The sequence below is a fragment of the Streptomyces sp. NPDC012827 genome (assembly GCF_042900905.1).
Taxonomy (GTDB): Bacteria; Actinomycetota; Actinomycetes; order Streptomycetales; family Streptomycetaceae; genus Streptomyces; species Streptomyces gulbargensis.
Genome location: NZ_JBIBBY010000001.1, coordinates 209,080 through 235,702 on the forward strand (window position 1 = coordinate 209,080; position 26,623 = coordinate 235,702).

Genomic DNA, 26,623 nt, shown 5'->3' on the forward strand with positions numbered 1-26,623 from the left:
TCAGACATCTGTCTGAAAGAGGCCGCGCCGGGTGCGAGAATGGGCCCGTGAAGGGCGATTACCAGGAGCTGGTGGACGAGATCTCGGCGCTGCTGGGCGCCCCCGCGACCCTGGAGAACCGCGATTTCGGGCTCATCGCCTTCGGTGCCCACGACAGCGACGACGACAGCGCCATGGACCCCGTCCGCACCCGGTCGATCCTGACCCGGAAGTCCACCCCGGCCGTCCGCGCCTGGTTCGAGGGCTTCGGCATCACCCGGGCGACCGGCCCGGTCCGGATCCCGGCCGCGCCGGACGCGGGTGTCTTCCGGGGCCGCGTCTGTCTCCCCGTACGGCACCGGGGGGTCGTCCTCGGCTACGTCTGGCTGCTCGACGCCGAGCCCGGCCCCTCCCACGCGCAGCTCGGCGCGGCGATGGACGTGGCCGCCCGGATCGGTGAGCTGCTCGCCGACGAGGAGCGCGCCGGGACCGACCTCTCCCGCGAGCTGCGGGCCGCCCTGACGGCGGAGCGGGGCTGGCAGTACGACATGGCGCTCGGCGCCCTGCGGACCGCGCTCGGCCCGGACGCGGAGGGCCTGCACGCGCTGCTGTGCCTGGCACCCTGGCCCGGCGAGGACTCCCCCTCCCCCCGTACGGTGCCGGGCGCGGCCGCCCTGTGCACCCTGCCGTGGACGCCTCCGGCCGGCTCCTTCCGGGGCCCCGGTGCGGCGGGCCCCGCGCCCCGCCGCCGCTCCCCCGGCGCGCCGGCCGTCGCCGGCGGGGATCCGGGCCCGCACGCCTCGGGGCCGGCCGTGCCCGGGGGCGGTGCGGCCCGCGCGCTCGCCGTGCTCGTGCGGCTGCGGTCCGCCGACAACCTGGCGCCCGCCACGGCGGCGGCCGGACGGCTGCGCGGTACGGCCGGCGCGGGCGTCGCCGGGATCGCCCCGCCCCGGCGGGGGCTCGCCGAGCTCGACGTGTCCTGGCGCGAGGCCGCCTCGGCCGCCCGCGCCGCGACCGCCCAGCCGCACCTGGGCCCGCTCGCGGAGTGGGCCGCCCTCGGCCCGTACCGGATGCTCACCGCCCTGCCCGCCGCGGAGCCCGACCCGGCGGTCCGCGCCCTGCTCGCCCCGTCGCACGCCGAACTCGCCCGTACCGCCGAGGTGTTCCTCGACCACGCGGGCCAGGCGGGCCGCACGGCGACCGCCCTCGGCATCCACCGCCAGACCCTCTACTACCGTCTCTCCCGCGTCGAACAGCTCACCGGACTCGACCTGGACGCCGGAGAGGACCGGCTGCTGCTGCACATGGCACTGAAGGCGGCGCGGCTCTGACGGACCGTCCGCCCTGCTCCACCGGCGCTCGCGGCCCCGGACAGCACCGTACCCGGCGGCCGGACTTCCCTGGACGAGGGATGACCGGCCCACCGGGTACGGAACGCCCGCGGGCGGGCGTCAGATCAGGTTGACCGAGCGGGCCGAGGCGGCGCCGATCTCCGCCGAGATCTCCGCGAGCACCGCCGCCGGGACGGTGTCGTCCACGGTGAGCACGACGAGCGCCTCGCCGCCCTCCTCCGCGCGCGCCACCTGCATGCCCGCGATGTTCAGACCGGCCTCACCGAGGATGCGGCCGACGGTGCCGACGACACCCGGGCGGTCCTCGTAGCGCAGGACGACCATGTGGTCGGCGAGCGCGACGTCCACGTCGTAGTCGCCGACCGCGACGATCTTCTGGAGGTGCTTGGGGCCGGCCAGCGTGCCGGAGACCGCGACCTCCTCGCCGCTCGAGAGCGTGCCGCGCACGGTGACCACGTTGCGGTGGTCGGGGGACTCCGAGCTCGTCGTCAGACGGACCTCGACGCCGCGCTCCTGCGCGAACAGCGGGGCGTTGACGTACGAGACGGTCTCGTCGACCACGTCCTCGAACACGCCCTTGAGCGCGGAGAGTTCGAGCACCTTGACGTCGTGCTGGGTGATCTCGCCGTAGACCTCGACGTCGAGCCGGGCCGCGACCTCGCCCGCGAGGGCGGTGAAGATCCGGCCCAGCTTCTCGGCCAGCGGCAGCCCCGGCTTCACGTCCTCGGCGATGACGCCGCCCTGGACGTTGACCGCGTCCGGGACCAGTTCGCCCGCGAGCGCCAGGCGCACCGAGCGGGCCACGGCGATACCGGCCTTCTCCTGGGCCTCGTCGGTGGAGGCGCCGAGGTGCGGGGTGCAGACGACCTGGTCGAGCTCGAACAGCGGGGAGTCCGTGCAGGGCTCCTTCGCGTACACGTCGAGGCCCGCGCCGGCGACCCGGCCCTCCTTGATGGCCGAGTAGAGCGCGGCCTCGTCCACGATCCCGCCGCGGGCGGCGTTGACGATGCGGACGGACGGCTTGACCTTGCGCAGCGCCTCGTCACCGATGAGACCGAGGGTCTCGGGTGTCTTCGGCAGGTGGACGGTGATGAAGTCGGCGACCTCCAGGAGTTCGTCCAGGGCCAGCAGCTTCACCCCCATCTGGGCGGCGCGGGCCGGCTGCACGTAGGGGTCGTACGCGACGATCTTCATGCCGAAGGCGGACATGCGCTGGGCGACCAGCACGCCGATGCGGCCGAGGCCGACGACGCCGAGGGTCTTCTCGCTCAGCTCGACACCGGTGTACTTCGAGCGCTTCCACTCGCCGTTCTTCAGCGCGGTGTTGGCCTGCGGGATGTTGCGCGCGGTGGCGACGAGCAGACCGCACGCGAGCTCGGCGGCGGTGACGATGTTGGAGGTCGGGGCGTTCACGACCATCACACCGGCCTTGGTGGCGGCGGACACGTCGACGTTGTCCAGACCGACACCCGCGCGGGCGACGACGCGCAGCTTGTTCGCGGCGGCGATGGCCTCGGCGTCGACCTTGGTCGCGGAGCGGATCAGGATGGCGTCCACGTCGGCGATGGCGGGCAGCAGTTCGGCGCGGTCCGCGCCGTTGCAGTGCCGGATCTCGAAGTCCGGGCCCAGCGCGTCGACGGTGGCGGGCGACAGCTCTTCAGCGATGAGTACGACGGGTTTCGAGCTCACGTGAGTCCTCACAGGTCTGGGGATCCCTCCCGTGCGCGCCGGCGCTCCGGGGGTGACGGCCGTCCCGACGGCCGCAGGCGGTGGAGGGGCTTGCCGCGTGAAAGCGCACGACGCTGTGGGCCTGACGCGTATCTTGTTGAGCAGTGTAGTGGTGCGTCGGCGCCGCTCGTACGCCTCCGTGGAAGGATCACCCGTCCGTGGTTGGACGGCGTGTCCAAGCATGCGGCAAGGGGCCGGACGGTGTGTCCGGCCCCCACCCGGAAGGCTTACGCCTCCTCGTCGTTCACCCAGCTCATGAGCTTGCGCAGCTCCTTGCCGGTGGTCTCCAGAAGGTGCTTCTCGTCCTGGGTCTTGTACTCGTTGTACTTCTTCAGACCGCCGTGGTACTCGTCCATCCAGTTCTTGGCGAAGGTGCCGTCCTGGATCTCCGTGAGGACCTTCTTCATCTCGGCCTTGGTGGCGTCGGTGATGACGCGCGGGCCGGTGATGTAGTCGCCCCACTCGGCGGTCTCGGAGACGGACCAGCGCATCTTCTCCAGGCCGCCCTCGTACATGAGGTCCACGATGAGCTTCAGCTCGTGCAGGCACTCGAAGTACGCGATCTCGGGCTGGTAGCCCGCCTCGACGAGGGTCTCGAAGCCGGCCTTCACCAGGGCGCTGGCGCCACCGCAGAGGACGGCCTGCTCGCCGAAGAGGTCGGTCTCGGTCTCCTCGGTGAACGTCGTCTTGATGACGCCGGCGCGGGTGCCGCCGATCGCCTTGGCGTACGACAGGGCCAGCGCGAAGGCGTTGCCGGTGGCGTCCTGCTCGACGGCGGCGATCGCGGGGACGCCGCGGCCCTCCTCGTACTGGCGGCGGACCAGGTGGCCCGGGCCCTTCGGGGCGACCAGGGCGACGTCGACGCCGGCCGGGGGCTTGATGAAGCCGAAGCGGACGTTGAAGCCGTGGGCGAAGAAGAGGGCGTCGCCGTCCTTCAGGTTCGGGGCGATCGACTCCTCGTAGACCTGGGCCTGGATCGGGTCCGGGATCAGGATCATGATCAGGTCGGCCTCGGCGGCGGCCTCGGCCGGGGTGACCACGCGCAGGCCCTGCTCCTCGGCCTTGGCCTTGGACTTGGAGCCCTCGTGCAGACCGACGCGGACGTCGACACCCGAGTCACGGAGCGACAGCGCGTGGGCGTGGCCCTGGCTGCCGTAACCGATCACCGCGACCTTGCGGCCCTGGATGATGGACAGGTCGGCGTCGTCGTCGTAGAACAGCTCGGCCACTGGGATTCTCCTTGGTGTGCTGGTGTTGCGTCCCACCGTACGGCGGGAGGGGGAAGGGAAGTCTTCGGGTCTCGTCAGGCGGAACGGTCAGGCGCTGCGGTCGAGGGCCCGCAGGGACCGGTCCGTGATGGACCGGGCGCCCCGCCCTATGGCGATCGTGCCGGACTGCACGAGCTCCTTGATGCCGAACTGCTCCAGCATCTTCAGCATCGCGTCGAGCTTGTCACTCGAACCGGTGGCCTCGATGGTGACCGCCTCGGGCGAGACGTCCACGGTCTTGGCGCGGAACAGCTGGACGATCTCGACGATCTGGGAGCGGGTCTCGTTGTCGGCGCGGACCTTCACCAGGACGAGCTCGCGCTGGATCGCGGCGCTGGGCTCGAGTTCGACGATCTTCAGGACGTTGACCAGCTTGTTGAGCTGCTTGGTCACCTGCTCCAGCGGCAGGTCCTCGACATTGACCACGATGGTGATGCGGGAGATGTCGGGGTGCTCGGTGATGCCGACGGCGAGCGAGTCGATGTTGAAGCCGCGACGGGAGAACAGGGCGGCGATCCGGGCGAGGATGCCGGGCGTGTTCTCGACGAGGACGGAGAGCGTGTGCTTGGTGGACATGGGTGGGTCTCTTCCTTCTCGCTCTGCCTGGGTCAGTCGTCTTCGCCGTCGCCGAAGTCGGGGCGGACGCCCCGGGCGGCCATGACCTCGTCGTTCGAGGTGCCGGCGGCGACCATCGGCCAGACCTGGGCGTCCTCGTGGACGATGAAGTCGATCACGACCGGGCGGTCGTTGATGGCGTTGGCCTCTTCGATGACCTTGTCCAGGTCGGCGGGGTCCTCGCAGCGCAGGGCGACACAGCCCATGGCCTCGGACAGCTTGACGAAGTCCGGGACGCGGGTGCCCTTGGCCTCGGGGTTGACGTCCTCCGGGCCGGAGTGCAGGACGGTGTTGGAGTAGCGCTGGTTGTAGAAGAGGGTCTGCCACTGGCGGACCATCCCGAGGGCGCCGTTGTTGATGATGGCGACCTTGATCGGGATGTTGTTCAGGGCACAGGTGGTGAGCTCCTGATTGGTCATCTGGAAGCAGCCGTCGCCGTCGATCGCCCAGACCGTGCGCTCGGGCATGCCGGCCTTGGCGCCCATGGCGGCGGGGACCGCGTAGCCCATGGTTCCGGCGCCGCCGGAGTTGAGCCAGGTGGCGGGCTGCTCGTAGTCGATGAAGTGGGCGGCCCACATCTGGTGCTGGCCGACGCCGGCGGCGAAGATCGTGCCCTCGGGGGCGAGCCTGCCGATGCGCTGGATGACCTGCTGCGGGGAGAGGCTGCCGTCCTCCGGCAGGTCGTAGCCGAGCGGGTACGTCTCGCGCCAGCGGTTGAGGTCGCTCCACCAGGCGGTGTAGTCGCCCTTGTTGCCCTCGCTGTACTCGGCCTGGACGGCCTGGACCAGGTCCGCGATGACCTCGCGGGCGTCACCGACGATCGGGACGTCGGCGACGCGGTTCTTGCCGATCTCGGCCGGGTCGATGTCCGCGTGGACGATCTTGGCGTACGGGGCGAAGCTGTCGAGCTTGCCGGTGACGCGGTCGTCGAAGCGGGCGCCGAGGGCGACGATCAGATCGGCCTTCTGGAGCGCGGTGACGGCGGTGACCGCGCCGTGCATACCGGGCATGCCGACGTGCAGCGGGTGGCTGTCGGGGAAGGCGCCGAGGGCCATCAGGGTGGTGGTGACGGGTGCGCCGGTGAGCTCGGCGAGGACCTTCAGCTCGGCGGTGGCGCCGGACTTGATCACGCCGCCGCCGACGTAGAGGACGGGCCGCCTGGCGGCGGTGATCAGCTTGGCGGCCTCGCGGATCTGCTTGGCGTGCGGCTTGGTCACCGGGCGGTAGCCGGGCAGGTCCGTCTGCGGCGGCCAGCTGAACGTGGTCTTCGCCTGGAGGGCGTCCTTGGCGATGTCGACCAGGACCGGTCCGGGGCGGCCGGTGGAGGCGATGTGGAAGGCCTCGGCGATGGTCCGCGGGATGTCCTCGGCCTTGGTGACCAGGAAGTTGTGCTTGGTGATCGGCATGGTGATGCCGCAGATGTCCGCCTCCTGGAAGGCGTCCGTACCGATGGCCTTGGAGGCGACCTGGCCGGTGATCGCCACCAGCGGGACGGAGTCCATGTGGGCGTCGGCGATGGGCGTGACCAGGTTGGTCGCGCCGGGGCCGGAGGTCGCCATGCAGACGCCGACCTTGCCGGTGGCCTGGGCGTAGCCGGTGGCCGCGTGGCCGGCGCCCTGCTCGTGGCGGACCAGGATGTGGCGCACCCGCTGCGAGTCCATCATCGGGTCGTAGGCCGGGAGGATCGCGCCGCCGGGGATGCCGAAGACGGTGTCGGCGCCCACTTCCTCGAGAGAACGGATGAGGGACTGCGCACCCGTGACGTGCTCGACGGTGGAGGCGGTCTGGCCGCCGCTACGGGGCCGCGGCTGCGGATGGTGCCCGGTGGCCTGCTCGGTCATCAGCATCTCTTCTCGAAGCAGAGGGTTTGTGCGAGGTGTTTTGCGGGGTTTCGTGCCGACTTCGGCGTGAGCCGGTGCAACAAAAAACCCCTCGTGCCGGGAGGCAAGCGAGGGGAGCGCGTCGGGTGCGTTTCAGGCGGGCCTTTGTCCGGGCCTGCCTCAGCCGACGCGCTGTCCAAGTACGAGAATTCGGGTGCGCATGGCACTGACCCTCCCGCTCACCCCTCACCACTGTCAAGTGGGTGGGACAGGCGTCTCATTATTTGAGCGGATCGGGGGACGGTTTCCGACAGGAACGGTGACCGTCCCGGGCAGCGGGTACTCCCCCCGGACGAGTGCTCGGCGCAGCCGGTACTCGTCCAGCGGGCCCGCGAAGGCCATGCCCTGCGCATGGGTGCAGCCCATGGCGCGCAGGGCCAGGACCTGCTCCGGGACGTCGACGCCCTCGGCGACGGTCCGGAGCCCGAGGTCGCGGGCGATGCGGAGCACCCCGCCGGTGATCTTGCGCAGCCGGGCGGACTCGACCACGCCCTCGACGAGGCCCCGGTCCAGCTTCAGTATGTCGACGGGAAGCCTGCGGAGGGCGTTGATCGCCACATGTCCGCTGCCGAATCCGTCGAGCGCGATCCGCACGCCGAGGCGGCGCAGGGTGACGAGCCGCTGTTCCAGCTCGTCGAGCGGGACGCCGGGGTCGTCGCTGTCCAGTTCGATGATCAGCGAACCGGAGGGCAGGCCGTGCCGGGTGAGCAGCGACTCGACGGACCCCAGGGGCAGCGAGCGGTCGAGGAGGCGGCTCGCGGAGAGCCGGATGGAGACGGGCGCACGGTGGCCGATGCCCGCCCGTTCGGCGGCCTGCTCCACGGCCTCCTCCAGGAGCCAGCGGCCGAGCTCGGCGGTGCGCGCGCCGTCGTCGGTCACCCGGAGGTACTCGGCGGGCGTGAAGAGGATGCCCTGGGAGGAGCGCCATCGGGCCTGGGCGCTCACGGCGGAGACCCGGCCGGTGGCGAGGTCCACGACCGGCTGGTGGAGCAGCGCGAACTCGCCGTCGTCGAGCGCGGTGCGCAGCCGGGCGGCCAGTTCCGACCTGCGGACGACCTCGGCCTGCATGTGCGGCCGGTACAGCTCCACGCGGTCCTTGCCGCCGGCCTTGGCGCGGTACATGGCGAGGTCGGCGTTGCGCAGGAGGTCCCCGGCGCTCAGGCCGGGCTCGGCGAAGGCGACGCCGATGGAGGCGGCGACCCGCACCTCGTCGCCGCCGTCGACGCGGTACGGCTGGGAGAGGGTGAGCCGGAGCCGGTCGGCGATCTCGTGGACCTGGCTCTCGCGGGCGTCCCGGTCGCGGGTGCCGTCGCCGAGGATGAGGGCGGCGAACTCGTCGCCGCCGAGGCGGGCGGCGGTGTCCCCGGCCCGTACGGACTCCTGGAGGCGGCGGGCGGCCTGCACGAGGAGGTCGTCGCCGGCCTGGTGGCCGAGGCGGTCGTTGACCGCCTTGAAGCCGTCGAGGTCGATGAAGAGGACGGCGGTGCCGGGGTCGGAGGAGCGGCGTCCGCCGAGTGCCTGCCGGACCCGCCGGGTGAACAGGGCCCGGTTGGGCAGGTCGGTGAGCGGGTCGTGCTCGGCGTTGTGCTGCAACTGGGCCTGGAGCCGGACGCGTTCGGTGACGTCCCGGCTGTTGAACAGCAGGCCGCCGGAGTGGCGGTTGACGGTGGACTCGACGTTGAGCCAGTCACCGCGGCCGGAACGGAAGCGGCACTCGATCCGGGTGGTGGGCTCCTCCGCCGGGGAGGCGGCGAGGAAGCGCCGCACCTCGTGCACGACGCCGCCGAGGTCCTCGGGATGGATGAGCGCGGCCAGTTCGGTGCCGATGAGCTCCTCGGCGTCCCGCCCGTACACCCCGGAGGCGGCCGGGCTGACGTAGCGCAGGATGCCGCTCGGGGCGGCGATCATGATGACGTCGCTGGAGCCCTGCACGAGGGACCGGAAGTGGTTCTCCTTGTGGGCCAGCTCCTGGGTGAGGGCGATGTTGTCGAGGAGCATGATGCCCTGCCGTACGACGAGGGCCAGCACGACGGTGCAGCCGGTGAGGACGACGACGCGGTCCACCCGGCGTCCTTCGACCACGTTGTACAGGATGCCGAGGGTGCAGACGGCGGCGGCGAGGTACGGGGTGAGGGCGGCGAGCGAGCCCGCGACGGGCCGGCTCTGGAGCCGCTGGCCGCGCGCGGCGGCCCCGCCGTCCGGGAGGCGGCGCACGCCCCAGGGGGCGTAGGCGAGCAGCAGGGAGCCGGCGAACCAGCCGGCGTCGAGCAGCTGGCCCGAGGCGTAGTTCTCGCGGAGCAGGGGAGAGGTGAACATCGCGTCGCACAGGACGGTCAGCGCGAGGGCCGCGATGGCCGTGTTGGTCGCCGAGCGGTTCGCCGGCGAGCGGCGGAAGTGCAGGGCCAGGACCATGCTGACGAGGGCGATGTCGAGCAGCGGGTACGCCAGGGACAGCGCGGCCTGCCACACCGGCTCGCCCTGGAAGTGGGCCGTGTGCGCGAGGGCGAGGCTCCAGGAGAGGGTCAGCAGCGAGCCGCCGATGAGCCAGGCGTCGAGCCCGAGGCAGACCCAGCCGGCCCGGGTGACGGGTTTCTTGGCGAGGACGAGGAGGCCCACGATGGCGGGTGGCGCGAAGAGCAGGAAGAAGAGGTCGGCGACGGAGGACTCGGGGACCTCCTGGCCGAGGACGACCTCGTACCACCCCCAGACGGCGTTGCCGGAGGCGGCCATGAGGGAGGAGAAGGCGAAGAGGAGCCAGGCGGGGCGGGAGCCGCCGCGGTGGCCGCGGGCGTAGAGGAAGCAGGAGACGGCGGCGGCGAGCGCGGCGGCGCTCAGGCCGAAGTCGCCCATGATGTACGCGAGTCGGTGCGAGCCCCAGCCGAGCGCGGCGCCGGTGGTGTAGGCGGCGCACACGAGGCCGAGGGTGACCTGGGCGACGAGCCCGCCCGTCACCGGGTGGCCCGGTTCGGGGTGCCCCGCGCCCGGCAGGGGGCGCCACGGGCCGGACCGGGAGTGCGCGGGCGCCGACCCCGGGTGGGGATGCCCGGCGCGCGCGTGGCCGCCCCGGGGAAGGTGCGTGTGGTCCGGCGGGGCGGTTCCGGCCTCCCCGTGCGCCGGGCGGCCCGGGCCGTGGTCGCCCCCGGCCGCCCCGCGCCCGACGAGCGCCCCGGGCGCGCTCACCGCGGCCTCCGGCACCCGTGCGCCGCGGCCGGACCGGTGATGCGGGTACACGGGCGGCTCGTCACCACCACCGGGAGCGTGGCCGCCGGCGCGGTGGGGCGCGTCCGCTTCCGGTGCGGCTCCGGTACGACGGGGCGCGGCCGGCCCCGGTGGGGCAGCAGCGCGGTGCGGCCCGTCCGGCCCCGGTACGGCACCGGCGCCGGTGTCCCGGGCCGGGCCGGAGGCATCGCCGGGCGGTGGCCGCAGGGCCGGCCCGGGCAGGGGCACGAGGTCCGTGCCGGGGCCAGGGCCCGGGGCCGCGTCGAGGGCCGGCCGGGCCCCTCCGGCGCGCGCCCGGCCGCGTTCCGGGCCCGGCTCCCCGGTTCGCCCGGGGTCCGCGCCGGCGGTCGGTCCGGCGGGCGGGAGAACGGGAGCCGCGGTGCCGGTGGCGGGACCGGCGGCGAAGGGCGCCGCACCGGGGAGGCGTTCCCCGGGGTGGGAGGCGGGCTGGTCCGGCACGGTGGGCGCGAGCCCGGCAGCACGTGGTGGAAGGGTCGCAGGCTGCGGCGTCGCCGCGCCGGACCGTCGGTCCCTCGGCCGTACGTCACCCGTCGCCCCCCTCGGAATCTGATGTCCCGTCACGTCGCTCCCCGGCGTCAGCTCGTACTCGACGCAGTCCCCCTTTCCGGGACGATACACCAGGACCGTCACTCAGGGACAGGGCAAGAGCACTCTGCGTGACTGACTGGGGGCTTGTGAGGGGCGCGCGCCGGGGGCGCGCACGGCCCCGAACAGGCAGGACGGGGGCCGCGCCGAACCTCAGGTGGTCAGCAGGACGTTCTCCAGGTCCTCCCCCGCCGTGAACCGCCGCAGCTGTTCCGCGATCAGCCGCTTGGCGCGCGGCATGAAAGCCGAAGTGGAACCGCCCACATGGGGACTGATCAGGACCCCCGGTGCGTGCCACAGGGGGTGTCCGGCCGGCAGCGGCTCGGGGTCGGTGACATCGAGCGCGGCCGTGATCCGCCCCGTCTCGACCTCCTTGAGCAGGGCGGACGTGTCCACGACCGGGCCGCGGGCCACGTTGACCAACAGGGCGCCGTCCTTCATCCGGGTGAGGAAGTCCCCGTCCACCAGGTGCCGGGTCTCCGGCGTGAGCGGAGTGGAGAGCACGACCACATCGGCGCCGGGGAGCAGCGCGGGCAGTTCCGTGAACGGGTGCACCGGCCCGCGCGCCGTGGTGCGCGCCGAGCGTGCGACGCGCACCACCCGGGCGCATTCGAACGGCGCGAGCCGGTCCTCGATGGCCGCGCCGATCGACCCGTACCCGACGACGAGCACCGACTTGTCGGCGAGCGCCGGGTAGAAACCGGCCCGCCACTCCTCGGCGTCCTGGCCGCGGACGAAGCCGGGGATGCCGCGCAGGGAGGCGAGGATCAGGGCGAGGGTGAGCTCGGCCGTGCTGGCCTCGTGGACGCCCTTGGCGTTGCACAGGGAGACACCGGGCGGGAGCGAGCCGAGACCGGGGGTGACGTGGTCGATGCCCGCGGAGAGCGTCTGCACCGCCCGGAGGGAGGTCATCGCGGCCAGCGGCCGGACGGCGATCTCCGAACCCTTCATGTAGGGGACGACGTAGAAGGCGCAGTGCGCCGGGTCGGCCGGGAAGTCCGGTCCGCCGTCCCAGAAGCGGTAGCGCAGTCCCGACGCCTCCGGCTCGGGGAGCCCGTCGATCTCGTCCGCGGGTATCGGAAGCCACACGTCGGCGGTGTTCGGTTCGCATGTCATGACCGGGAGGCTATGCGAAGAATCCCGTACGGCATTGGTTACTTTGGGGGACGGCACAGGGAGGGGTACCGGCAGGTGGAGCGCAGGACTATCGGGGCGACGGCGCTCGACGTGGGGGCGGTCGGCCTGGGGTGCATGCCGATGAGCTGGGGGTACAGCCGGTCGCAGCAGCGGGGGGACCGCTCGTTGCGGGCCGTGCACGCGGCGCTCGACGCCGGGGTGTCCCTGCTCGACACCGCCGACATGTACGGACCGTTCACCAACGAGCTGCTGGTGGGGCGGGTGTTGAAGGAGCGGCGGGCGGACGTCCTCGTGTCGACGAAGTGCGGTCTGCTGGTCGGTGACCAGCATGTGGTGGCCAACGGCCGTCCGGGGTACGTGCGCCGGGCCTGCGACGCCTCGCTGCGGCGGCTGCAGACGGATGTGATCGACCTCTACCAGCTGCACCGGGCGGATCCCGAGGTGCCCGTCGAGGAGACGTGGGGCGCCATGGCCGAGCTGGTGGCGGCGGGCAAGGTGCGGGCCCTGGGCCTGTGCGCGGTCGGCGCGCGGCCGGCGCGGCGCGGCGGGAGGGCGGATCCGTACGAGGGAACGATCCGGCAGCTGGAACGGGTGCAGCAGGTCTTCCCGGTGGCGGCCGTGGAGGCGGAGCTGTCGGTGTGGTCCCCGGAGGCGCTGGAGCGGCTGCTGCCGTGGTGCCGGGCGCGGGGCGTCGGCTTCCTCGCGGCGATGCCGCTGGGGAGCGGCTTCCTGACCGGGACGCTGACGCCGGGCGGCGGCTTCGAGCCGGACGACCCGCGGGCCCGCCATCCCCGGTTCACCGCCGAGATGATGGCGGCGAACCAGCCGCTGGTGGCCGGGCTGCGGCGGGTGGCCGCGCGGCACGGGGACGGCGTCACACCGGCGCAGGTGGCCCTGGCGTGGGTGCTGGGCCAGGGGCCGCACGTGGTGCCGGTGCCGGGGACCAAGCGGGAGCGGTGGGCGGTGGAGAACGCGCGGGCGGCCGAACTGCGGCTGACGGCCCGGGACCTGGCGGAGATCGACGCGCTGCCGCCGCCCCGGGGGTCCTGGGACTGAGCGGGGCGCGGCGCGCCCCGGCGGTCGGGAACCGGCCGGGGACGAGCGGTGTATCAAGGGTGCAGGGATGCCGCCCGACTCGTCGAAGGGGACCGCGCCATGAGCCGTCCTGCTGTTGTGAAGGCCCTCTGGGGCGCCGCCGCCCTCGTCCTGGTGGCGGGCTGCTCCTCGGGAGGTGGGGACGCGGGGACCGGCACGGCGCCGCCGTCCCCGCCGGCCGCCTCGGCCTCCGCGTCCGCCTCCGGTTCCTCCCCCGCGCCCTCCGGTTCGCCGCCGGGCGCCCCGGGCCGGGTGGCGGTCGCGGGCACGCTCACCGAAGGGCTGGCATCCCCGTGGGGGCTCGCCGCGCTCCCCGGCGGGGATCTGCTGGTCTCCTCGCGCGACGAGCGGACCGTGACGCGGGTCGACGCCCGGACGGGCGCGAAGAGGGTGCTCGGTGAGGTGCCGGGGGTCGTCCCGGGCGGTGAGGGCGGGCTCATGGGGCTCGCGGTGCGGGACGGCTGGGTGTACGCGTATCTGACGGCGGCCTCGGACAACCGCGTCGTGCGCATGCGGTACGGGGGCGGGGCCGGGGACCGTCTCGGCGCCCCCGAGCCGGTGCTGACCGGCATTCCCAAGGGCGTCGTGCACAACGGCGGGCGGATCGCGTTCGGGCCGGACGGGATGCTGTACGCGGGGACGGGTGAGACGGGCGAGACGGGGCTCGCGCAGGACCGGGACTCGCTGGGCGGGAAGATCCTGCGGATGACGCCGGAGGGGAGGCCCGCGCCCGGCAACCCGTTCGCGGGCTCGGTGGTCTATTCGTACGGCCACCGCAATGTGCAGGGTCTGGCCTGGGACGACACGGGCCGGCTCTGGGCGGCGGAGTTCGGGCAGAACACGTACGACGAGCTGAACCGGATCGAGGCGGGGCGGAACTACGGCTGGCCCGAGGTCGAGGGGCGGGCCGGGCGGCCGGGGTTCACCGATCCGGTCGCCCAGTGGCCGACGGCGGAGGCCTCGCCGAGCGGGATCGCGTTCGCGCGGGGCGCGGTCTGGATGGCGGGGCTGCGGGGCGAGCGGCTGTGGCGGGTCCCGGTGGCGGGGGCGGGAGCCCCGGGCGAGACGCGGGCGTTCCTGACGGGCGAGTACGGCCGGCTGCGGACGGTGCTCGCCGGCGGTGACGGCCGGCTGTGGCTGGTCACCAGTGAGACCGACACCCGGGGCACGCCGGAGCCGGGTGACGACAGAGTTCTCCGTCTGGAGGTCGGCTGAGGGCCGGCCGTGCCCGGGGTGTCAGGGGCGGCCGTCGAGGAGGCGGAGCCGGTGGGCCAGGGCGGCGGCCTCGCCCCGGCCGCCGACGCCGAGCTTGGCGAGGATGTGGGAGACGTGGACGCCGGCCGTCTTCGGTGAGATGAAGAGTTCCCCGGCGATCTGCCGGTTGGTGCGTCCGGCGGCGACCAGGCGCAGGACGTCCCGTTCGCGGGGGGTGAGGCCGAAGGCGTCCTCACCGGCCCCGGCCGGGGCCGGGGGGCGCCGCTCGGGGGCCAGGGAGAGGCGGGCCCGGGCGGCGAGGAGTTCGATCTCCTCGCGGAACGGGCGGGCACCGAGCGTCACGGCGGTGGCGTGGGCCTCCCGCAGCAGGGCGGTGGCCTCCTCGCGGCGGCCCCCCTCGGCGAGCAGGGCGTCGGCGAGGCGGTGGCGGGAGCGGGCGAGCTGGTGGGGGCGTTCGAGAGGGGTGAAGGCGGCGACGACCTCGGCCCAGCGGGCGGCGGAGTCGCGGCCCTCGGCGCGGGCGAGTTCCTCGGAGACCCGTTGCGCGTAGGCCGCCCAGACGGGGGCGGGGGTGGCGAGGGCCCGGACGCAGCGGCGGACGGTGGCGAGCGCCTGCGCGCGTCCCTCCTCGGCGGCGGGCAGACCCCGGCTTTCGGCCTCGGCGACGACGGCGGTGAGGACGAGCGGCCAGCCGTAGCGGTGGGTGCCGGGCGGGAAGCCCGCCCCGGCCGCGGCGGCGAGTTCGGCGCGTACGTCGGTGAGGCGCCCCTCGGCGGCGGCGAGGGCGATCGCGACCTGGGCCACCCGCAGGGTGTACTGCGGGATGGGGTCGCGGGTGCCGAAGACGGCGCGAGCCTCGGCGAGCCGCCCGGCGGCGGTGGGGGTCTCGCCACGGGCGGCGGCGATCTGCGCGAGCCGGAGGAAGGCGGAGCCCCGGGGCTTGGAGCTGCCGGCGGAGGAGAGGAGGAGTTCCGACTCGGCGCGGGCCTCGTCCCAGCGGCCCAGGGAGAACAGGGACTCGGCCTTGTTGCCGCGGATCCAGGCGGCGCTGTCGACGAGGCCGCGGGCGCGGGCGAGTTCGATGCCGGCCTCGGCGTGTTCGACGGCCTCGCGGGAGCGGCCGAGGGACTCCAGGGCGGAGCTGATGTTGATGTGGGCGCGGGCGGCCTCCTGGAAGTGGCCCAGCCGGGTGGTGCGCGCCCGGACCTCCTCCATCTCCGCCAGCCCGGCCTCTCGGTCGCCGGCGGCGACCCGGATGGTGCCGAGGGTGAGGCGGGCGCTCAGTTCGATGGCCTCGGCCCGGACGAGCCGGGCGTACTCGACGGCCTGTTCGGCGGCGGCGAGGGCCTCGGGGCCGGGGGCCCGGAGCATGCCCCAGCCGGCGGCGGTGACGAGGACGACGGCATGCACGGCGGAGGGCGGCAGCCCCTTGACGAGGCGCTGGGCACGGGCGATCTCCTCGGCGCCGTCGCCGCGGCCGAGGTTGGACTGCAGGCGGGCCCGTTCGGTCCAGAACCAGGCCGCGCGCAGGGGGTCCGGTTCGTCCGCGCTGTCGAGGAGGCGCAGGGCGGTCCGGCCGATCTTGAGGGCGCGTTCGCGTTGCCCGCTGAGCCGGGCGGCGACGGCGGCCTCGGCGAACAGGTCGACGTGGCACAGGGGGGTGGCGGTGGGGTCTGTGTCGGGTGCGGCGGCGTGGAAGACGAGGGGAGGGTAGGCGTCCGCGCGGTCCACGGGGCGCAGGGAGCGGCGGACGTCGTCGGGGACCTCGTCCCAGAGTTCCATGGCGCGTTCGAGGAGCCGGAGCTGCTCGGCGTACGCGTGGCGCTTGCGGGTCTCGACGGCGGCCCGGAGGACGGCGGGGAGGGCCTTGGCGGGGTCGTGGGCGTGGTACCAGTACGTGGCGAGACGGGTGGCCCGCTCGTCGGCGCGGACGAGCGCGGGGTCGGCCTCCAGGGCTTCGGCGTACCGGCGGTTGAGACGGGAGCGCTCCCCGGGGAGCAGGTCGTCGCTGACGGCCTCGCGGACGAGGGAGTGGCGAAAGCGGTAACCGTCGCCGTGGGGGACGGGCTGGAGGATGTTGGCGCCGACGGCGGCCCGCAGGGCCTCGATGAGTTCGTCCTCGGTGAGCCGGGCGACGGCGGCGATCAGCCCGTGCTCGACGGTGGAACCGCCCTCGGCGACGATCCTGACGACCCGCTGGGCGTCCTCGGGGAGCGTTTCGACGCGGACGAGGAGGAGGTCGCGCAGGGAGTCGCTGAGCTGTCCCGCGGCGCAGCCGGAGGTGTGGGAGACGACGAGCTCCTCGACGAAGAAGGCGTTGCCGTCGGAGCGGGCGAAGACCTCGTCGACGAGGGCGGGGTCGGGCTCGGCGGCGAGGATGCCGGTGAGCTGGCGGTGCACCTCGGCACGGGTGAAGCGGGCGAGTTCGATGCGGCGGAGGGTGCGGAGCCGGTCGAGTTCGGCGAGGAGGGGGCGCAGCGGGTGGCGGCGGTGGATGTCGTCGGCGCGGTAGCTGGCGACGACGATGACCCGGCCGCGGCGGAGGGTGCGCAGGAGGTAGGTGAGCAGGTGCCGGGTGGAGGCGTCGGCCCAGTGGAGGTCCTCCAGGACGAGGACCAGGGTGCGGTCGGTGGCGAGCCGTTCCAGGAGCCGTACGGTCAGTTCGAAGAGGCGGGCGGTGGAGTCCTCGTCGGAGGGGTCGTGGCCGCCGGGGTCGCCGAGTTCGGGCAGCAGGCGCGCGAGTTCGCCTTCCTGGCCGGCGGCGGCGGCGGTGAGTTCGCCGGGGAGCAGGCGGCACAGCGAGCGCAGGGCGGTGGAGAACGGAGCGAAGGGGAGGCCGTCGGCGCCGAGTTCGACGCAGCCGCCGACCGCGACGACCGCGCCCCGCTCGCCGGCCTCGGCCAGGAACTCCTCGATGAGGCGGGTCTTGCCGACGCCCGCCTCACCGGCGACGAGCAGCGCCTGGGGCTCTCCCGCGGTCGCGCGGGAGAGCGCCTCGGTGAGGGCGGTGAGTTCGCCGGCGCGGCCGACGAAGACGGGGCTGACGGACCTGGTCTCCACGGCGCCGAGCATCGCACAGCCACCCGCCGCCTCACTCGTACGGGTCACGCGGCCCGGGCGAAGCGGTCGCGGTCACCGTCGCTCACCCTCCCTCCGGGCCCGGGGCCGGGGCCGCCGGACCGCCGGCCGAAGAGGCGGCGGCCCCGGCGCGCGGCGCCGGCCTCGTGGGCCAGTCGCCGGGCGGCGGCCTCCCGGACGAGCTCGGCGTGGTGGACGCGGTGCATTTCGTAGGCGTACACGGGCACTCCCTGGTTCCTGAGGTGTGGTGCCGCTCGGGGCGACGCCTCCACTGTCGTGTCCCAGGGGGTGCCGGCACATCGGGAGAGTGCCGTATCCGGCGGGCGCCGGGGGTCTTAGACGCGGCCCTGGGGATGCCTTAGGCGGCGGCCGCGGAAGCCCCGGGAACCGGTTGCGCCGGGCGGAGACCCGGGGGCCGCCCTCCCCGTACGCCCTCCGGGCTCAGGCCCCCGCCGTCCGCGCGGCGCGCCATTCGGGGGCGAGGACGGCCCAGACCTCGGTGTCGGCGCGGGCGCCGCGGTGCGGGTACTTCTCGCGCAGGACGCCCTCCTTGGTCATGCCGAGGCGGCGGGCGACGGCGATGCTGGCGGCGTTCTCGGCGGAGGCGAGCCACTCGACGCGGTGGATGCCGCGCTGCTCGACGGCCCAGTCGATGATGACCCGGCAGGCCCGGGTGACGAGGCCCCGGCCCGCGGCGGAGGGCTCCAGCCAGCAGCCCGCCTCGGCGGTGCCGCCCGGGACGTCCATGGTGCGGAAGAGGACGCCGCCGACGAGGGTGCCGTCGGTCCAGATGCCGTAGATCCGGCCGGTGTCGGCGGCGGCCTTCTCGGCGTACGAGCGGAGGAAGGCGCGGGCGGAGTCGAGGTCGTGCACCACGTCGGGGAGGACGATGTGCCGTCCGACGAACTCGCGGCCCCGGTCCATGTGGGCGAGGAACTCCTCGGCCTGCCAGGGCTCCAGGGGCCTCAGTTCGGCGCCGTCGTCACCCAGCGGTATCGCGAACATCGTCTCTGTCCTCCGTGGTCGGGACCGTCGTGCGCTGCGTGACGATCTTCGCACGCGCGCCGTCGGCGGCCCGGCACTCGGGGGGTTCGATGCTGATCCGGGGCAGGACGCGGTCGAGCCCGCGGGGCAGCCACCAGTTGGCGCCGCCGAGGAGGTGCATGAGCGCCGGGACGAGCAGGGTCCGCAGGACGAAGGCGTCGAGGGCGACGGCCGCCGCGAGCGCGATGCCGAACATGGCGATCACCCGGTCCCCGGAGAGGACGAAGGCGAGGAAGACCGCGATCATGATGACCGCGGCGGAGTTGATCACCCGGCTGGTCTCGGCGAGGCCGACCCGGACCGCCCGCCGGTTGTCACCGGTCTCCAGCCACTCCTCGTACATCCGGCTGACCAGGAAGACCTGGTAGTCCATGGAGAGACCGAACAGGACACTGACCATGATCACGGGCAGGAACGGTTCGATCGGCCCGGCGCTGCCGAGGCCCAGGGCCTCGCTCCCCCAGCCCCACTGGAAGATCGCGACGACGACACCGAAGGCGGCGGCGACCGCGGCCACGTTCATGGCGGCGGCCTTGAGCGGGATGCCGATCGAGCGGAAGGCCAGCAGGAGGAGGAGACAGCCGAGGGCGACGACGGCTCCGACGAAGAGGGGCAGCTTGCCGACGATGATCTCGGCGAAGTCGTCGTAGGAGGCGGTGAGGCCGCCGACGTGCACCTCCAGGGAGGTGCCGGCCTCCGCCGTGGGGAGCACGTCCTGGCGGAGCCGGTCGACCAGGTCGCTGGTGGCCTGCGACTGGGGCGGGGAGTCGGGGACGACGGTGAGGACGGCGGTGTCGCCGGGGCCGTTGTACGTGACGGGGGAGACCGACGCGACTCCCCGGGTGGCGGTGAGGGCGGCGGGGAGCTGGTCGAGGGCGACCCGGTCGTCGGCGCCGTCGAGCCCGGCGACGAGGGTGAGCGGCCCGTTGACGCCCGGTCCGAAGCCCTCGGCGAGCAGGTCGTACGCCTTGCGCGTGGTGGCGGCGGCGGGGTTGTTGCCCTGGTCGGAGGTGCCGAGGTGGAGCGAGAGGGTGGGCAGCGCGAGGACGCCCATGACGGCCAGGGCGACGGCGCCGAGGGCCTTGGGGTGGCGCTCGACGAAGGCGGACCAGCGGGCGGCGAAGCCGGTCGGGAGTTCGGGCTGGGGGCCGTGCTCGGCGAGGTTCCGCCGCTCGCGCCGGGAGAGGGCGCGCAGGCCGGTGAAGGAGAGAAGGGCGGGCAGCAGGGTGACGGAGGCGGCGACGGTGAGGACGACGGTCAGGGAGGCCGCGAGGGCGACGCCGTTGAGGAATCCGAGCCGCAGGATCAGCATGCCGAGCAGGGCGATGCAGACGGTGGCCCCGGCGAAGACGACGGCCCGGCCGGTGGTGGCGACGGCGGTCTCGGCGGCCTCCGCCACGGACAGGCCGCGTTTGAGGCCCTTGCGGTGCCGGGTGACGATGAAGAGGGCGTAGTCGATGCCGACGCCGAGGCCGACGAGCATGCCGAGCATGGGGGCGAAGTCGGCGACGGTCATGACGTGGCCGAGGAGCGCGATGCCGGAGGCGGCGATGCCGACGCTGACCAGGGCGGTGGCGATGGGCAGCGCGGCGGCGGCGAGGGAGCCGAAGGCGAGGAGGAGGACGACGGCCGCGACGGCGACGCCGACGGCTTCGGCGATATGGCCCTCGGGGGCTTCGGTGAGGGCGACGGCGCTGCCGCCGAGTTCGACCTGGAGGCCGTCGGCGCGGGCGGCCTCGGCCGTGGAGACGAGGGCCTCGGCCTGGGTGAGGGGGATGTCGTCGGCCTGGGCGTGGAAGGTGACGGTGGCGTACGCGGTGCGCCCGTCCTCGCTGATCCGGCCGGGGCCCGCGTGCGGCCCGTAGGGGGAGGTCACCTCCGCGACGCCGGGGAGCTCGGCGACGCGGTCGAGCATGCCGGACACGTGCTGCGCGACGGCGTCGGCGCGGACGCTGCCCCGGTCGGTGTGCCAGACGATGGTGTCGGTGTCGCCGCCGAGGCCTTGGAAGCCCCGTTCGAGCAGGGCGGTGGCGCGGCCGGACTCGGTGCCGGGGACCTCGTAGTCGTTGGAGTACGCGCTGCCCGCGAAGGCGGCCGCCGTCCCGGCCCCGGCGAGGGCGAGAAGCCACAGGAGGACGGCGACGAGGCGGTGCCGGATGCACCACCGGGCGATGGCTGCCAAAGGACGTGCTCCCTGGTGGTTCGTGGATCTTCACCGGGGACGGCCCGTGGAGAAGAACGCATGACCTGTGTGGGGCCAACTGTCGCAGCCCGGGGAGATCATTTGCCCGTTTCGTGTCGATCCTCACAGCGGTGGCGGAGGGCCGGGCTCCGCGCCCGGCCCTCCCCGCTCGCCCGGGGGCGCGGCTCAGCCGGAGACGCTCGGACGGCCGTTCTCGATGTGCCCCATGAGCCGGCGGCGGAAGCCGTCCGGGCCGGTGACCTCCAGGTCGTACCAGCCGTGCGCGTCGGCGGCGGAGTGCACGACGGTACGGGTCCTCCCGGGCTTCACCGTGACCGTGCGGGTCCAGTCGCCGAGGTCGGCCTCGTCGACGTAACCGAGCGGCCGGACCGTGAAGGAGGCCGGGGCGTCCCCGGTGGCGCGGAGGGTGAGGTGGAGGTCGCGGTCGTGGTGGTCGACGCGGCTGGTCAGCTCGGCGCCGCCGGCGGCCGGGCCCTCGAACTCGCGGCGGAAGCCGTTGGGCCCGGTGATCGTGAAGCGGTAGCGGTCCCCCGGCACGGGGACCCGCCACTCCCTCGTCCCCCGGACGTCGCGGTGCTGCGGGACGGCGAACTCGCCCGCGTACGGGTAGAGGGCGAGGTGCGCGCTCGCCCTCCCCCGGTTGCTGAGCGCGATCCGCACCGAGCCGTCCGCCACGGTGGCGGAGGCGTCCGGCTGGTACGGCAGGGGGCGGGCGGGCCGGACGCCGGGCTCCTGCGCGGGCATCGACTGGACGGCGGGCGGCCGGGGGCGCCAGCGGCCGGTGAACGGCGGGACCGGGCCGGGCCGGTCCACGGGCGGTTGCCGGCGCGGGCGGCGGAAGTCGAAGGCGGAGGTGAGGTCGCCGGTGACGTTCCTGCGCCAGGGGGTGATGTTGGGTTCCTCGACACCGGTGAGGCGTTCCAGGAAGCGGATCACCGAGGTGTGGTCGAAGGTCTCGGAGCAGACGTAGCCGCCGATCGACCAGGGCGAGACGACGAGCAGCGGCACGCGGACGCCGAGGCCGACGGGCAGGCCCTTCCAGCGCTCGGCCTCCCCGGCGGGGTCGTCGGCGCCCGGCACCGGCGGCGGCACGTGGTCGAAGAAGCCGTCGTTCTCGTCGTAGTTGATCAGCAGGACGGTGTGGCGCCAGACCTCCGGGTGTGAACCGAGGGCGTCGAGCACCTTGTGGACGAGGGTGGCGGAGGCGATCGGCGAGGAGGAGCCGGGGTGCTCGGAGTCGATCGCGGAGGGGACGAGGTAGGACACCTCGGGGAGGGTGCCGGCGGCGACGTCGGCGCGGAAGGCCTCGGCGAGGGTGCCGGTCTCGACGCGGCGGAGCCCCCGTTCGAAGAGGGACCGCTCGGCGTCGGTGAGGGTCGCCACGCCCTCCTCCAGGAGGCCGAGTAGCCTCGCCCGCTCGGCGGGGTCGGCGGTCTCGCGGACGGCGGCGTAGAACGACTCCATGAAGGTGTGCCCGCCGGTCCGCGCGAGCGCCTTGCGGGCGATCTTCTTGAAGCGGGTGAAGAACTCGATGTTGTTGTCGGTGAAGTTCTCCCACTCGGTGTACGTCTTCCAGCTGCGCCCGGCGGCCTCCAGGCGCTCCGCGTAGGTGGACCAGCCGTAGCCGGGGTGGGTGCCCTCGGCGTACGCGGCGTTGGTGACGGCCCGGCTGCCGTCGGCCTCGTACCCGGTCCAGCCGGACCAGAGGTGGTTGCGGTTCGGGCTCGTCGAGGTGTGGACGGAGGAGTGGTAGGCGTCGCAGACGGTGAAGGTGTCGGCGAGCTCGTAGTGCAGCGGGATGTCCTGGCGGTCGTAGTACGCCATGGTGGCGGCGGTCTTGGCCGACACCCAGCCGTCCATCCACCCGCCGCGCCAGGCCTTGGCGCCGCCGCTCCAGGAGTGGTCCAGATCCCCGATGTACTGGAGGTCCTTCTTCTGCGTCTCGGCGGCGCCGCGCACCGGGAAGGGGAGCACGGTGCGGCCGGCCCCGGCGGGCTGCTCGAAGACGGAGGTGCCGGAGGGCAGCTCGATCGCGTTGCGGTCGCCGAAGCCGCGGACGCCGCGGAGGGTGCCGAAGTAGTGGTCGAAGGAACGGTTCTCCTGCATGAGGATCACCACGTGCCGAACGGCCGCCAGACCGCCCGCCGGCGGCTCCGCGGCCATCGCGGCCTGAAGGGACGGCGGAAGCAGCGAACCTGCCGTGGCGGCGCCGAGGGCGCCTCCGCCCAGTGCGAGGAGCCTTCTGCGGGACATCTCGGTTGACACGACCGACCTCCAGTCGACGGCCAATGGTTCGCCTTCGAGCCATTGGATGGTTCGCCGGGGACGGTAGTGAGCCGGAATGACGGGGAGAAGACCTGACGGGGGCGCCGTGGTGAACGTCCATGAGGTCGGGACGGGAATCCAAGCGACTTCCGGCCACGCCCGCCCGCCGTGCGGCAGGGGGGCGGGGGGACGTGGACCGCGTGGCCGGCGGGGTCTAACCCTCACCCGCCGCGTCGGTGAACTCGCACCAGACGATCTTGCCGGGGTTCCGCTCCCCCACGCCCCAGCGGTCGGCGAGGGCCTCGACCAGGTGGAGGCCCCGGCCGGACTCGCCCTCCGGGGCCCGGAGGGCGGGGGTGCCGTCGCCGCTGTCGTGGACCTCGACGCGGAGGGGGCCGGGGCGCTCCAGGAAGAGGTGGAGGCGGTAGCCGCGGCCGGGCGGGACGCCGTGGCGGAGGGCGTTGGTGGTGAGCTCGCTGACGCACACCAGTACGTCGTCCGCGCGGGCGTCCAGTCCCCAGTCGGCCAGGGCCTTGCGGGTGAACTCCCGTGCGAGGGGCACGGATCGGCGCTCTCGGCGGTAGAACGCCTCGCGGAAGAAAGGGAGTCGGTCGTTCATGGCGATCACGGTGACGCCTCGTGCCCCACCTGCCCCAGGGCGTGATCCCGTACAAATTCTTTGTACGGGTCCGGAATGCGTCGCGTCCGTTCGGCGCGGGGAAGCACCGCTCATGCAACGCGGTACGAACTCCAGGAAGAAGGTCCCGTCGTGGGAAGTGGTCGGCGCCCTCGTGGCGCTCTACCGGAGGCAGGCGGGGCTGACCCAGCCGCAGTTGGCCGCGCAGGCGTGCGTGGGGCTGGAGACCCTGGGGTCGATCGAGCAGGGGCGGCGGGCTCTGCGGCTGAAGCTGGCGAGTGAGCTGGACGACCTGCTGAACACCGGCGGCGCGCTGGCGGTGGCGGTCGGCAAGGCGCCGAAGAAGGAGCGGTATCCGGCCTTCGTGCAGGAGTTCATCGAGCTGGAGGCGACGGCACTGAGCCTCTGTTGGTACGAGAACGGGGTGGTCCCGGGCCTGCTCCAGACGCCCGAGTACGCCCGCGCGGTCTTCGACTGCCTCTATCCGCCGCTCACTCCCCAGGAGGCCGAGGACCGGATGCTGGACCGGCTCGACCGTCAGGGCATTTTCCAGCAGACGCCGTGGCCGCCGATGATGTCCTTCCTGCTGGACGAATCCATCCTGGAGCGGCCGATCGGCGGCCGGGAGGTGCTGCGCGGGCAGCTCCTCCATCTGCGCGAGATGGCCGAACTCCCCTTCCTCGGCCTCCAGATCATTCCGAAGACACGGACGCGGCACGCGGGACTGAACGGGCCCATGGTGCTGCTCGAAACGCCCGACCACGAGCACGTCGCCTACATCGAGGGGCAGCGGGTCAGCTTCCTCATCGACGATCCCGACGAGGTCGGCATCCTCCAGGCCAAGTATGGAATGCTGCGGTCACAGGCCCTGACGCCCGAGGACACCATGGGCCTGCTGGAACGTCTGGCAGGAGTGACATGAGCGCAGCAGCACTTTCGTGGTTCAAGTCCAGCTACAGCGGCGACGAGGGTGGCGCCTGCCTCGAAGTCGCCTACGACTGGCGCAAGTCCAGCTACAGCGGCAGCGAGGGCGGTGCTTGCGTCGAGGTGGCCGCCCATCCCGCCGCCGTCCACGTCCGGGACTCCAAGCTCGGCGAGACCGGTCCCCTCTTCACCGTCTCCCCCACCGCCTGGAGCGCGTTCGTCACCGGGACGGCCGCCTGAGCACTACAGGAAGCGCCGCTCGCGCAGGGCGCGTTCGGTGTCCTCGCACCACGTCCGGTACGAGGGAACCTGCGCGAGCACGGCGAGGTCCGTCCGGCGCACGAGCAGTTCCGCGCCGTCGTGGAGCACCTCGGGCCCGTCGCTCCCGAGAAGGGTCTTCCAGACCTCCTTGGGGGTCAGCTTCTTGCCGCCCTTGAGTGCCATCCGCTTTTCCACCGCCGCCGGTCCGGGATACGGGTACTCCGCGAGTTCGCCCACCACGGACTCCAGGGCCTTCCGGTCGGCCAGCATCCAGGACTCGGTCATCAGGACGGGCACCAGCGGGACGGACACCCCGGCGCGCGGGGCTTCGGCCCGCCGCTGCTCCAGCGCGGCGACCAGCTTCCGGCGGGCCTCCAGGGCGTCCTGGTCGCCGTGGACGAAGACGATGTCGCAGTCGGCCGCCAGTTCCTCGGCCGCCGCCAGGACCAGGTCCGGCCGGTCGTTCGAGCGGACCGGGGAGACCTCGCAGCGCAGGACGTCCACCGTCTGCCCGCCTCTCGCGAGGAGGAGCTCTTCGAGCTGCCGCTCGACCAGGCTCCGCAGATAGGGCCCGTCGCTGCCCTCGACGAGCAGCCCCGGCAGCAACGTCCTCATTCCCCGCCCCTGTTCAACTTCCGCAGGAGTCGCTCCACCTGCTCGGGAGACACACTCTCGCCCGGCGCCCGTTCCGGGTCGAAGGCCCGCAGCGGCCTGGCCACGGTCGCACGGGAGATGGTCCCGTCGGCCGGATCGACCCGGTCCGCCTGCTCCAGGAAGACGAGGCTGCCGGACAGGTCGTGCTTGAGCGCGCCGAGGAGGGCCGGCGAATGGGTCGTGGCGATGAGCTGCCGGTACGCGGACGCCCCCGGCGTCACACCGGTACCGCGCCGAAGCCGGCGCACGAGCTCGGCGACACGCTCGGGATTCATTCCGTTCTCGATCTCCTCGACGGTCATCCCCCCGGGCCAGGCCGGGTCGGCGGCCGCCGCGAGCAGGGCCGCCATGCGCAGCGTGCCGTCGGACAGGGTGGGCGGCGACAGCCACCCCGTATTGCTGAAGGCGACCTCGAAGTCGTACTCCTGGCGCCGCTCGTCGTAGAGGACCCGTACGTCCTCGACCCCTTCGACGAGCGCCGCCATGTCCGCGACGAACCGGCGCCAGAGCGGCGGACGCTCCTCGACGCGGTGGAGCACTTCGGCGAGGTTCCCGCCGTCGGCGTCGAGCCGGCCGTGGACGAAGGCGGGGGACGGCCGGCGCAGAGCCGCCGGGTCGAGGAGGAAGGGTGCCCACGACGCGCATTCCCGCGCGGCCAGCAAACGCAGTTCCGTGCCCGGCTCCTCGAGGAGGGCGTCGTTCCCGGCGGTTCGTACGGATTCCTCATCCTCCACGGACAGGGCGCTGCCCAGGGGACCGTGGAAGGGCACGAACTCGCTCTCGTGCCCGACGAATTCCGAGCGCGCACGGGCCACGGCCCTCTGCTCCCCCTCGTCCAGGCCGATACGATCCATCCAGTCAGGCTGGTGGAGCCTGCTGACCCAGACACCGCAGTTGCGCCCGAGCGCGACCCGGCCCGATCCGAGGCGCGTCACGGAGAGCCGGATACGCAGCGGCAGCGGTCCGTAGCGGGTCGCCACCAGCGATCCGACCGTGATGGTCAGTTCCCGGAGTTCCTGCCCCTGGCCACGGTGGAACAGGTCGACGGGCGCCAGCCGCCGGTCCTTGCGGACCGTCTCCTCGAATCCGCGGTCCGCCGTCCCGGCGACGAGCCGAAGGGCGTCGAGAAGGTTCGACTTCCCCGCCCCGTTCGCACCCAGCATGATCAGCGTCGGCGGCACGTCGAGGCTGAAACGGCGGAACGACTTGAAGCCGTCGATCCGGATCTGGGTGATCATCCTGGGCTCTGCTCCTCATGTCTCCGCGGCCGGCACCGGCCCCCTCACCCTAACCCCGACGGCTCTCCCGGCCACGTGGACGCACGCCGTACGACACGGGGCGGGCCCCCCCCCGCCCGCCCGGGGGGGGGCCCCCCCGGGCCCCCCCCCCGGCCAGAAACCGGTGACCCCGCCCGGGCGCCCCCCCAAAGCCCGCAGAGGTGCCTTAACATAGCGCCCGGCGCC

The 26,623-nt window shown here is 73.5% G+C and carries 19 protein-coding genes; 5 read left to right on the forward strand and 14 right to left on the reverse strand.

Annotated elements, in window-relative coordinates; all coding sequences use genetic code 11:
* The first annotated feature begins 47 nt into the window (after window positions 1-47).
* A complete protein-coding gene (locus tag ACFY60_RS00945; protein WP_388607875.1) occupies window positions 48-1,310 on the forward strand; it encodes a helix-turn-helix domain-containing protein in 1,263 nt (420 codons plus the stop codon).
* A 120-nt stretch (window positions 1,311-1,430) separates the two neighbouring features.
* On the opposite strand, the gene serA is transcribed toward ACFY60_RS00945, so the two are convergent.
* From serA to ACFY60_RS00975, 6 genes are all read right to left on the reverse strand, one after another.
* Window positions 1,431-3,020 (reverse strand): phosphoglycerate dehydrogenase, encoded by a 1,590-nt coding sequence (serA, locus tag ACFY60_RS00950; protein WP_309032629.1) that lies wholly within the window; start codon window positions 3,018-3,020, stop codon window positions 1,431-1,433.
* Window positions 3,021-3,286: 266 nt separating this feature from the next.
* Window positions 3,287-4,288, reverse strand: a complete 1,002-nt coding sequence (gene ilvC / locus ACFY60_RS00955; protein ID WP_388607873.1) for a ketol-acid reductoisomerase — start codon at window positions 4,286-4,288, stop codon at window positions 3,287-3,289.
* 87 nt (window positions 4,289-4,375) lie between these two features.
* Window positions 4,376-4,903, reverse strand: coding sequence for an acetolactate synthase small subunit (ilvN, locus tag ACFY60_RS00960; RefSeq protein ID WP_388607871.1), 528 nt, complete (start codon window positions 4,901-4,903; stop codon window positions 4,376-4,378).
* A gap of 32 nt (window positions 4,904-4,935) precedes the next feature.
* Window positions 4,936-6,789 carry an acetolactate synthase large subunit gene (locus ACFY60_RS00965; protein ID WP_388607869.1) on the reverse strand — a complete coding sequence of 618 codons (1,854 nt, stop codon included), beginning with the start codon at window positions 6,787-6,789 and terminating at the stop codon, window positions 4,936-4,938.
* Between the two features lie 228 nt (window positions 6,790-7,017).
* Complete coding sequence (locus tag ACFY60_RS00970) at window positions 7,018-9,774, reverse strand: putative bifunctional diguanylate cyclase/phosphodiesterase (RefSeq protein ID WP_388608179.1); 2,757 nt, start codon at window positions 9,772-9,774, stop codon at window positions 7,018-7,020.
* Window positions 9,775-10,800: 1,026 nt separating this feature from the next.
* Window positions 10,801-11,763 (reverse strand): 2-hydroxyacid dehydrogenase, encoded by a 963-nt coding sequence (locus tag ACFY60_RS00975; protein ID WP_388607867.1) that lies wholly within the window; start codon window positions 11,761-11,763, stop codon window positions 10,801-10,803.
* Window positions 11,764-11,838: 75 nt separating this feature from the next.
* Between ACFY60_RS00975 and ACFY60_RS00980 the strand changes: the two genes are divergently transcribed.
* Both ACFY60_RS00980 and ACFY60_RS00985 read left to right on the forward strand, forming a co-directional pair.
* Entirely contained in the window at window positions 11,839-12,840 is a 1,002-nt protein-coding gene (locus ACFY60_RS00980) for an aldo/keto reductase (RefSeq protein ID WP_388607864.1), read from the forward strand.
* A gap of 99 nt (window positions 12,841-12,939) precedes the next feature.
* Complete coding sequence (locus ACFY60_RS00985; RefSeq protein WP_388607861.1) at window positions 12,940-14,094, forward strand: PQQ-dependent sugar dehydrogenase; 1,155 nt, start codon at window positions 12,940-12,942, stop codon at window positions 14,092-14,094.
* A 21-nt stretch (window positions 14,095-14,115) separates the two neighbouring features.
* Here ACFY60_RS00985 and ACFY60_RS00990 read toward each other — a convergent pair whose 3' ends face one another.
* The 6 genes from ACFY60_RS00990 to ACFY60_RS01015 all read right to left on the reverse strand — a co-directional run bounded on the left by ACFY60_RS00990 (window position 14,116) and on the right by ACFY60_RS01015 (window position 23,303).
* On the reverse strand, window positions 14,116-17,166 hold the full coding sequence (locus ACFY60_RS00990; protein ID WP_388608177.1) for an ATP-binding protein: 3,051 nt from the start codon (window positions 17,164-17,166) through the stop codon (window positions 14,116-14,118).
* A gap of 32 nt (window positions 17,167-17,198) precedes the next feature.
* Window positions 17,199-17,393: a hypothetical protein gene (locus ACFY60_RS00995; RefSeq protein WP_388607860.1), complete on the reverse strand. Its 195-nt coding sequence runs from the start codon at window positions 17,391-17,393 to the stop codon at window positions 17,199-17,201.
* Between the two features lie 220 nt (window positions 17,394-17,613).
* The gene (locus ACFY60_RS01000; RefSeq protein ID WP_388607858.1) at window positions 17,614-18,177 is read right to left on the reverse strand and encodes a GNAT family N-acetyltransferase; all 564 of its coding nucleotides are present in this window, start codon (window positions 18,175-18,177) and stop codon (window positions 17,614-17,616) included.
* Window positions 18,155-20,398 carry an MMPL family transporter gene (locus ACFY60_RS01005; protein ID WP_388607856.1) on the reverse strand — a complete coding sequence of 748 codons (2,244 nt, stop codon included), beginning with the start codon at window positions 20,396-20,398 and terminating at the stop codon, window positions 18,155-18,157. The genes ACFY60_RS01000 and ACFY60_RS01005 overlap by 23 nt, the downstream gene beginning before the upstream one ends.
* 186 nt (window positions 20,399-20,584) lie before the next feature.
* Window positions 20,585-22,684 carry a phosphocholine-specific phospholipase C gene (locus ACFY60_RS01010; protein ID WP_388607854.1) on the reverse strand — a complete coding sequence of 700 codons (2,100 nt, stop codon included), beginning with the start codon at window positions 22,682-22,684 and terminating at the stop codon, window positions 20,585-20,587.
* A 214-nt stretch (window positions 22,685-22,898) separates the two neighbouring features.
* Window positions 22,899-23,303, reverse strand: a complete 405-nt coding sequence (locus tag ACFY60_RS01015; protein ID WP_388607852.1) for an ATP-binding protein — start codon at window positions 23,301-23,303, stop codon at window positions 22,899-22,901.
* Between the two features lie 112 nt (window positions 23,304-23,415).
* Between ACFY60_RS01015 and ACFY60_RS01020 the strand changes: the two genes are divergently transcribed.
* Both ACFY60_RS01020 and ACFY60_RS01025 read left to right on the forward strand, forming a co-directional pair.
* Complete coding sequence (locus ACFY60_RS01020) at window positions 23,416-24,243, forward strand: Scr1 family TA system antitoxin-like transcriptional regulator (protein ID WP_388607851.1); 828 nt, start codon at window positions 23,416-23,418, stop codon at window positions 24,241-24,243.
* Entirely contained in the window at window positions 24,240-24,485 is a 246-nt protein-coding gene (locus ACFY60_RS01025) for a DUF397 domain-containing protein (protein ID WP_388607849.1), read from the forward strand. The genes ACFY60_RS01020 and ACFY60_RS01025 overlap by 4 nt, the downstream gene beginning before the upstream one ends.
* 3 nt (window positions 24,486-24,488) lie before the next feature.
* Here the strand turns inward: ACFY60_RS01025 and ACFY60_RS01030 are convergent, their stop codons facing one another.
* Window positions 24,489-25,121, reverse strand: coding sequence for a hypothetical protein (locus ACFY60_RS01030; protein ID WP_388607848.1), 633 nt, complete (start codon window positions 25,119-25,121; stop codon window positions 24,489-24,491).
* On the reverse strand, window positions 25,118-26,398 hold the full coding sequence (locus ACFY60_RS01035) for an AAA family ATPase (RefSeq protein ID WP_388607846.1): 1,281 nt from the start codon (window positions 26,396-26,398) through the stop codon (window positions 25,118-25,120). Before ACFY60_RS01035 ends, ACFY60_RS01030 begins: the two co-directional genes overlap by 4 nt.
* Window positions 26,399-26,623 lie beyond the last annotated feature (225 nt).

Bases quoted from the DNA above. Each gene is read 5' to 3' on its own strand.
- ACFY60_RS01020 (WP_388607851.1), top strand. From the start codon at position 23,416: ATGCAACGCGGTACGAACTCCAGGAAGAAGGTCCCGTCGTGGGAAGTG.
- ACFY60_RS01000 (WP_388607858.1), bottom strand. From the start codon at position 18,177: ATGTTCGCGATACCGCTGGGTGACGACGGCGCCGAACTGAGGCCCCTG.
- ACFY60_RS01025 (WP_388607849.1), top strand. From the start codon at position 24,240: ATGAGCGCAGCAGCACTTTCGTGGTTCAAGTCCAGCTACAGCGGCGAC.
- ACFY60_RS00990 (WP_388608177.1), bottom strand. From the start codon at position 17,166: ATGCTCGGCGCCGTGGAGACCAGGTCCGTCAGCCCCGTCTTCGTCGGC.
- ACFY60_RS00965 (WP_388607869.1), bottom strand. From the start codon at position 6,789: ATGCTGATGACCGAGCAGGCCACCGGGCACCATCCGCAGCCGCGGCCC.
- ilvN (WP_388607871.1), bottom strand. From the start codon at position 4,903: ATGTCCACCAAGCACACGCTCTCCGTCCTCGTCGAGAACACGCCCGGC.
- ACFY60_RS01030 (WP_388607848.1), bottom strand. From the start codon at position 25,121: ATGAGGACGTTGCTGCCGGGGCTGCTCGTCGAGGGCAGCGACGGGCCC.
- ACFY60_RS00975 (WP_388607867.1), bottom strand. From the start codon at position 11,763: ATGACATGCGAACCGAACACCGCCGACGTGTGGCTTCCGATACCCGCG.
- ACFY60_RS01035 (WP_388607846.1), bottom strand. From the start codon at position 26,398: ATGATCACCCAGATCCGGATCGACGGCTTCAAGTCGTTCCGCCGTTTC.
- ACFY60_RS01015 (WP_388607852.1), bottom strand. From the start codon at position 23,303: ATGAACGACCGACTCCCTTTCTTCCGCGAGGCGTTCTACCGCCGAGAG.
- ACFY60_RS00985 (WP_388607861.1), top strand. From the start codon at position 12,940: ATGAGCCGTCCTGCTGTTGTGAAGGCCCTCTGGGGCGCCGCCGCCCTC.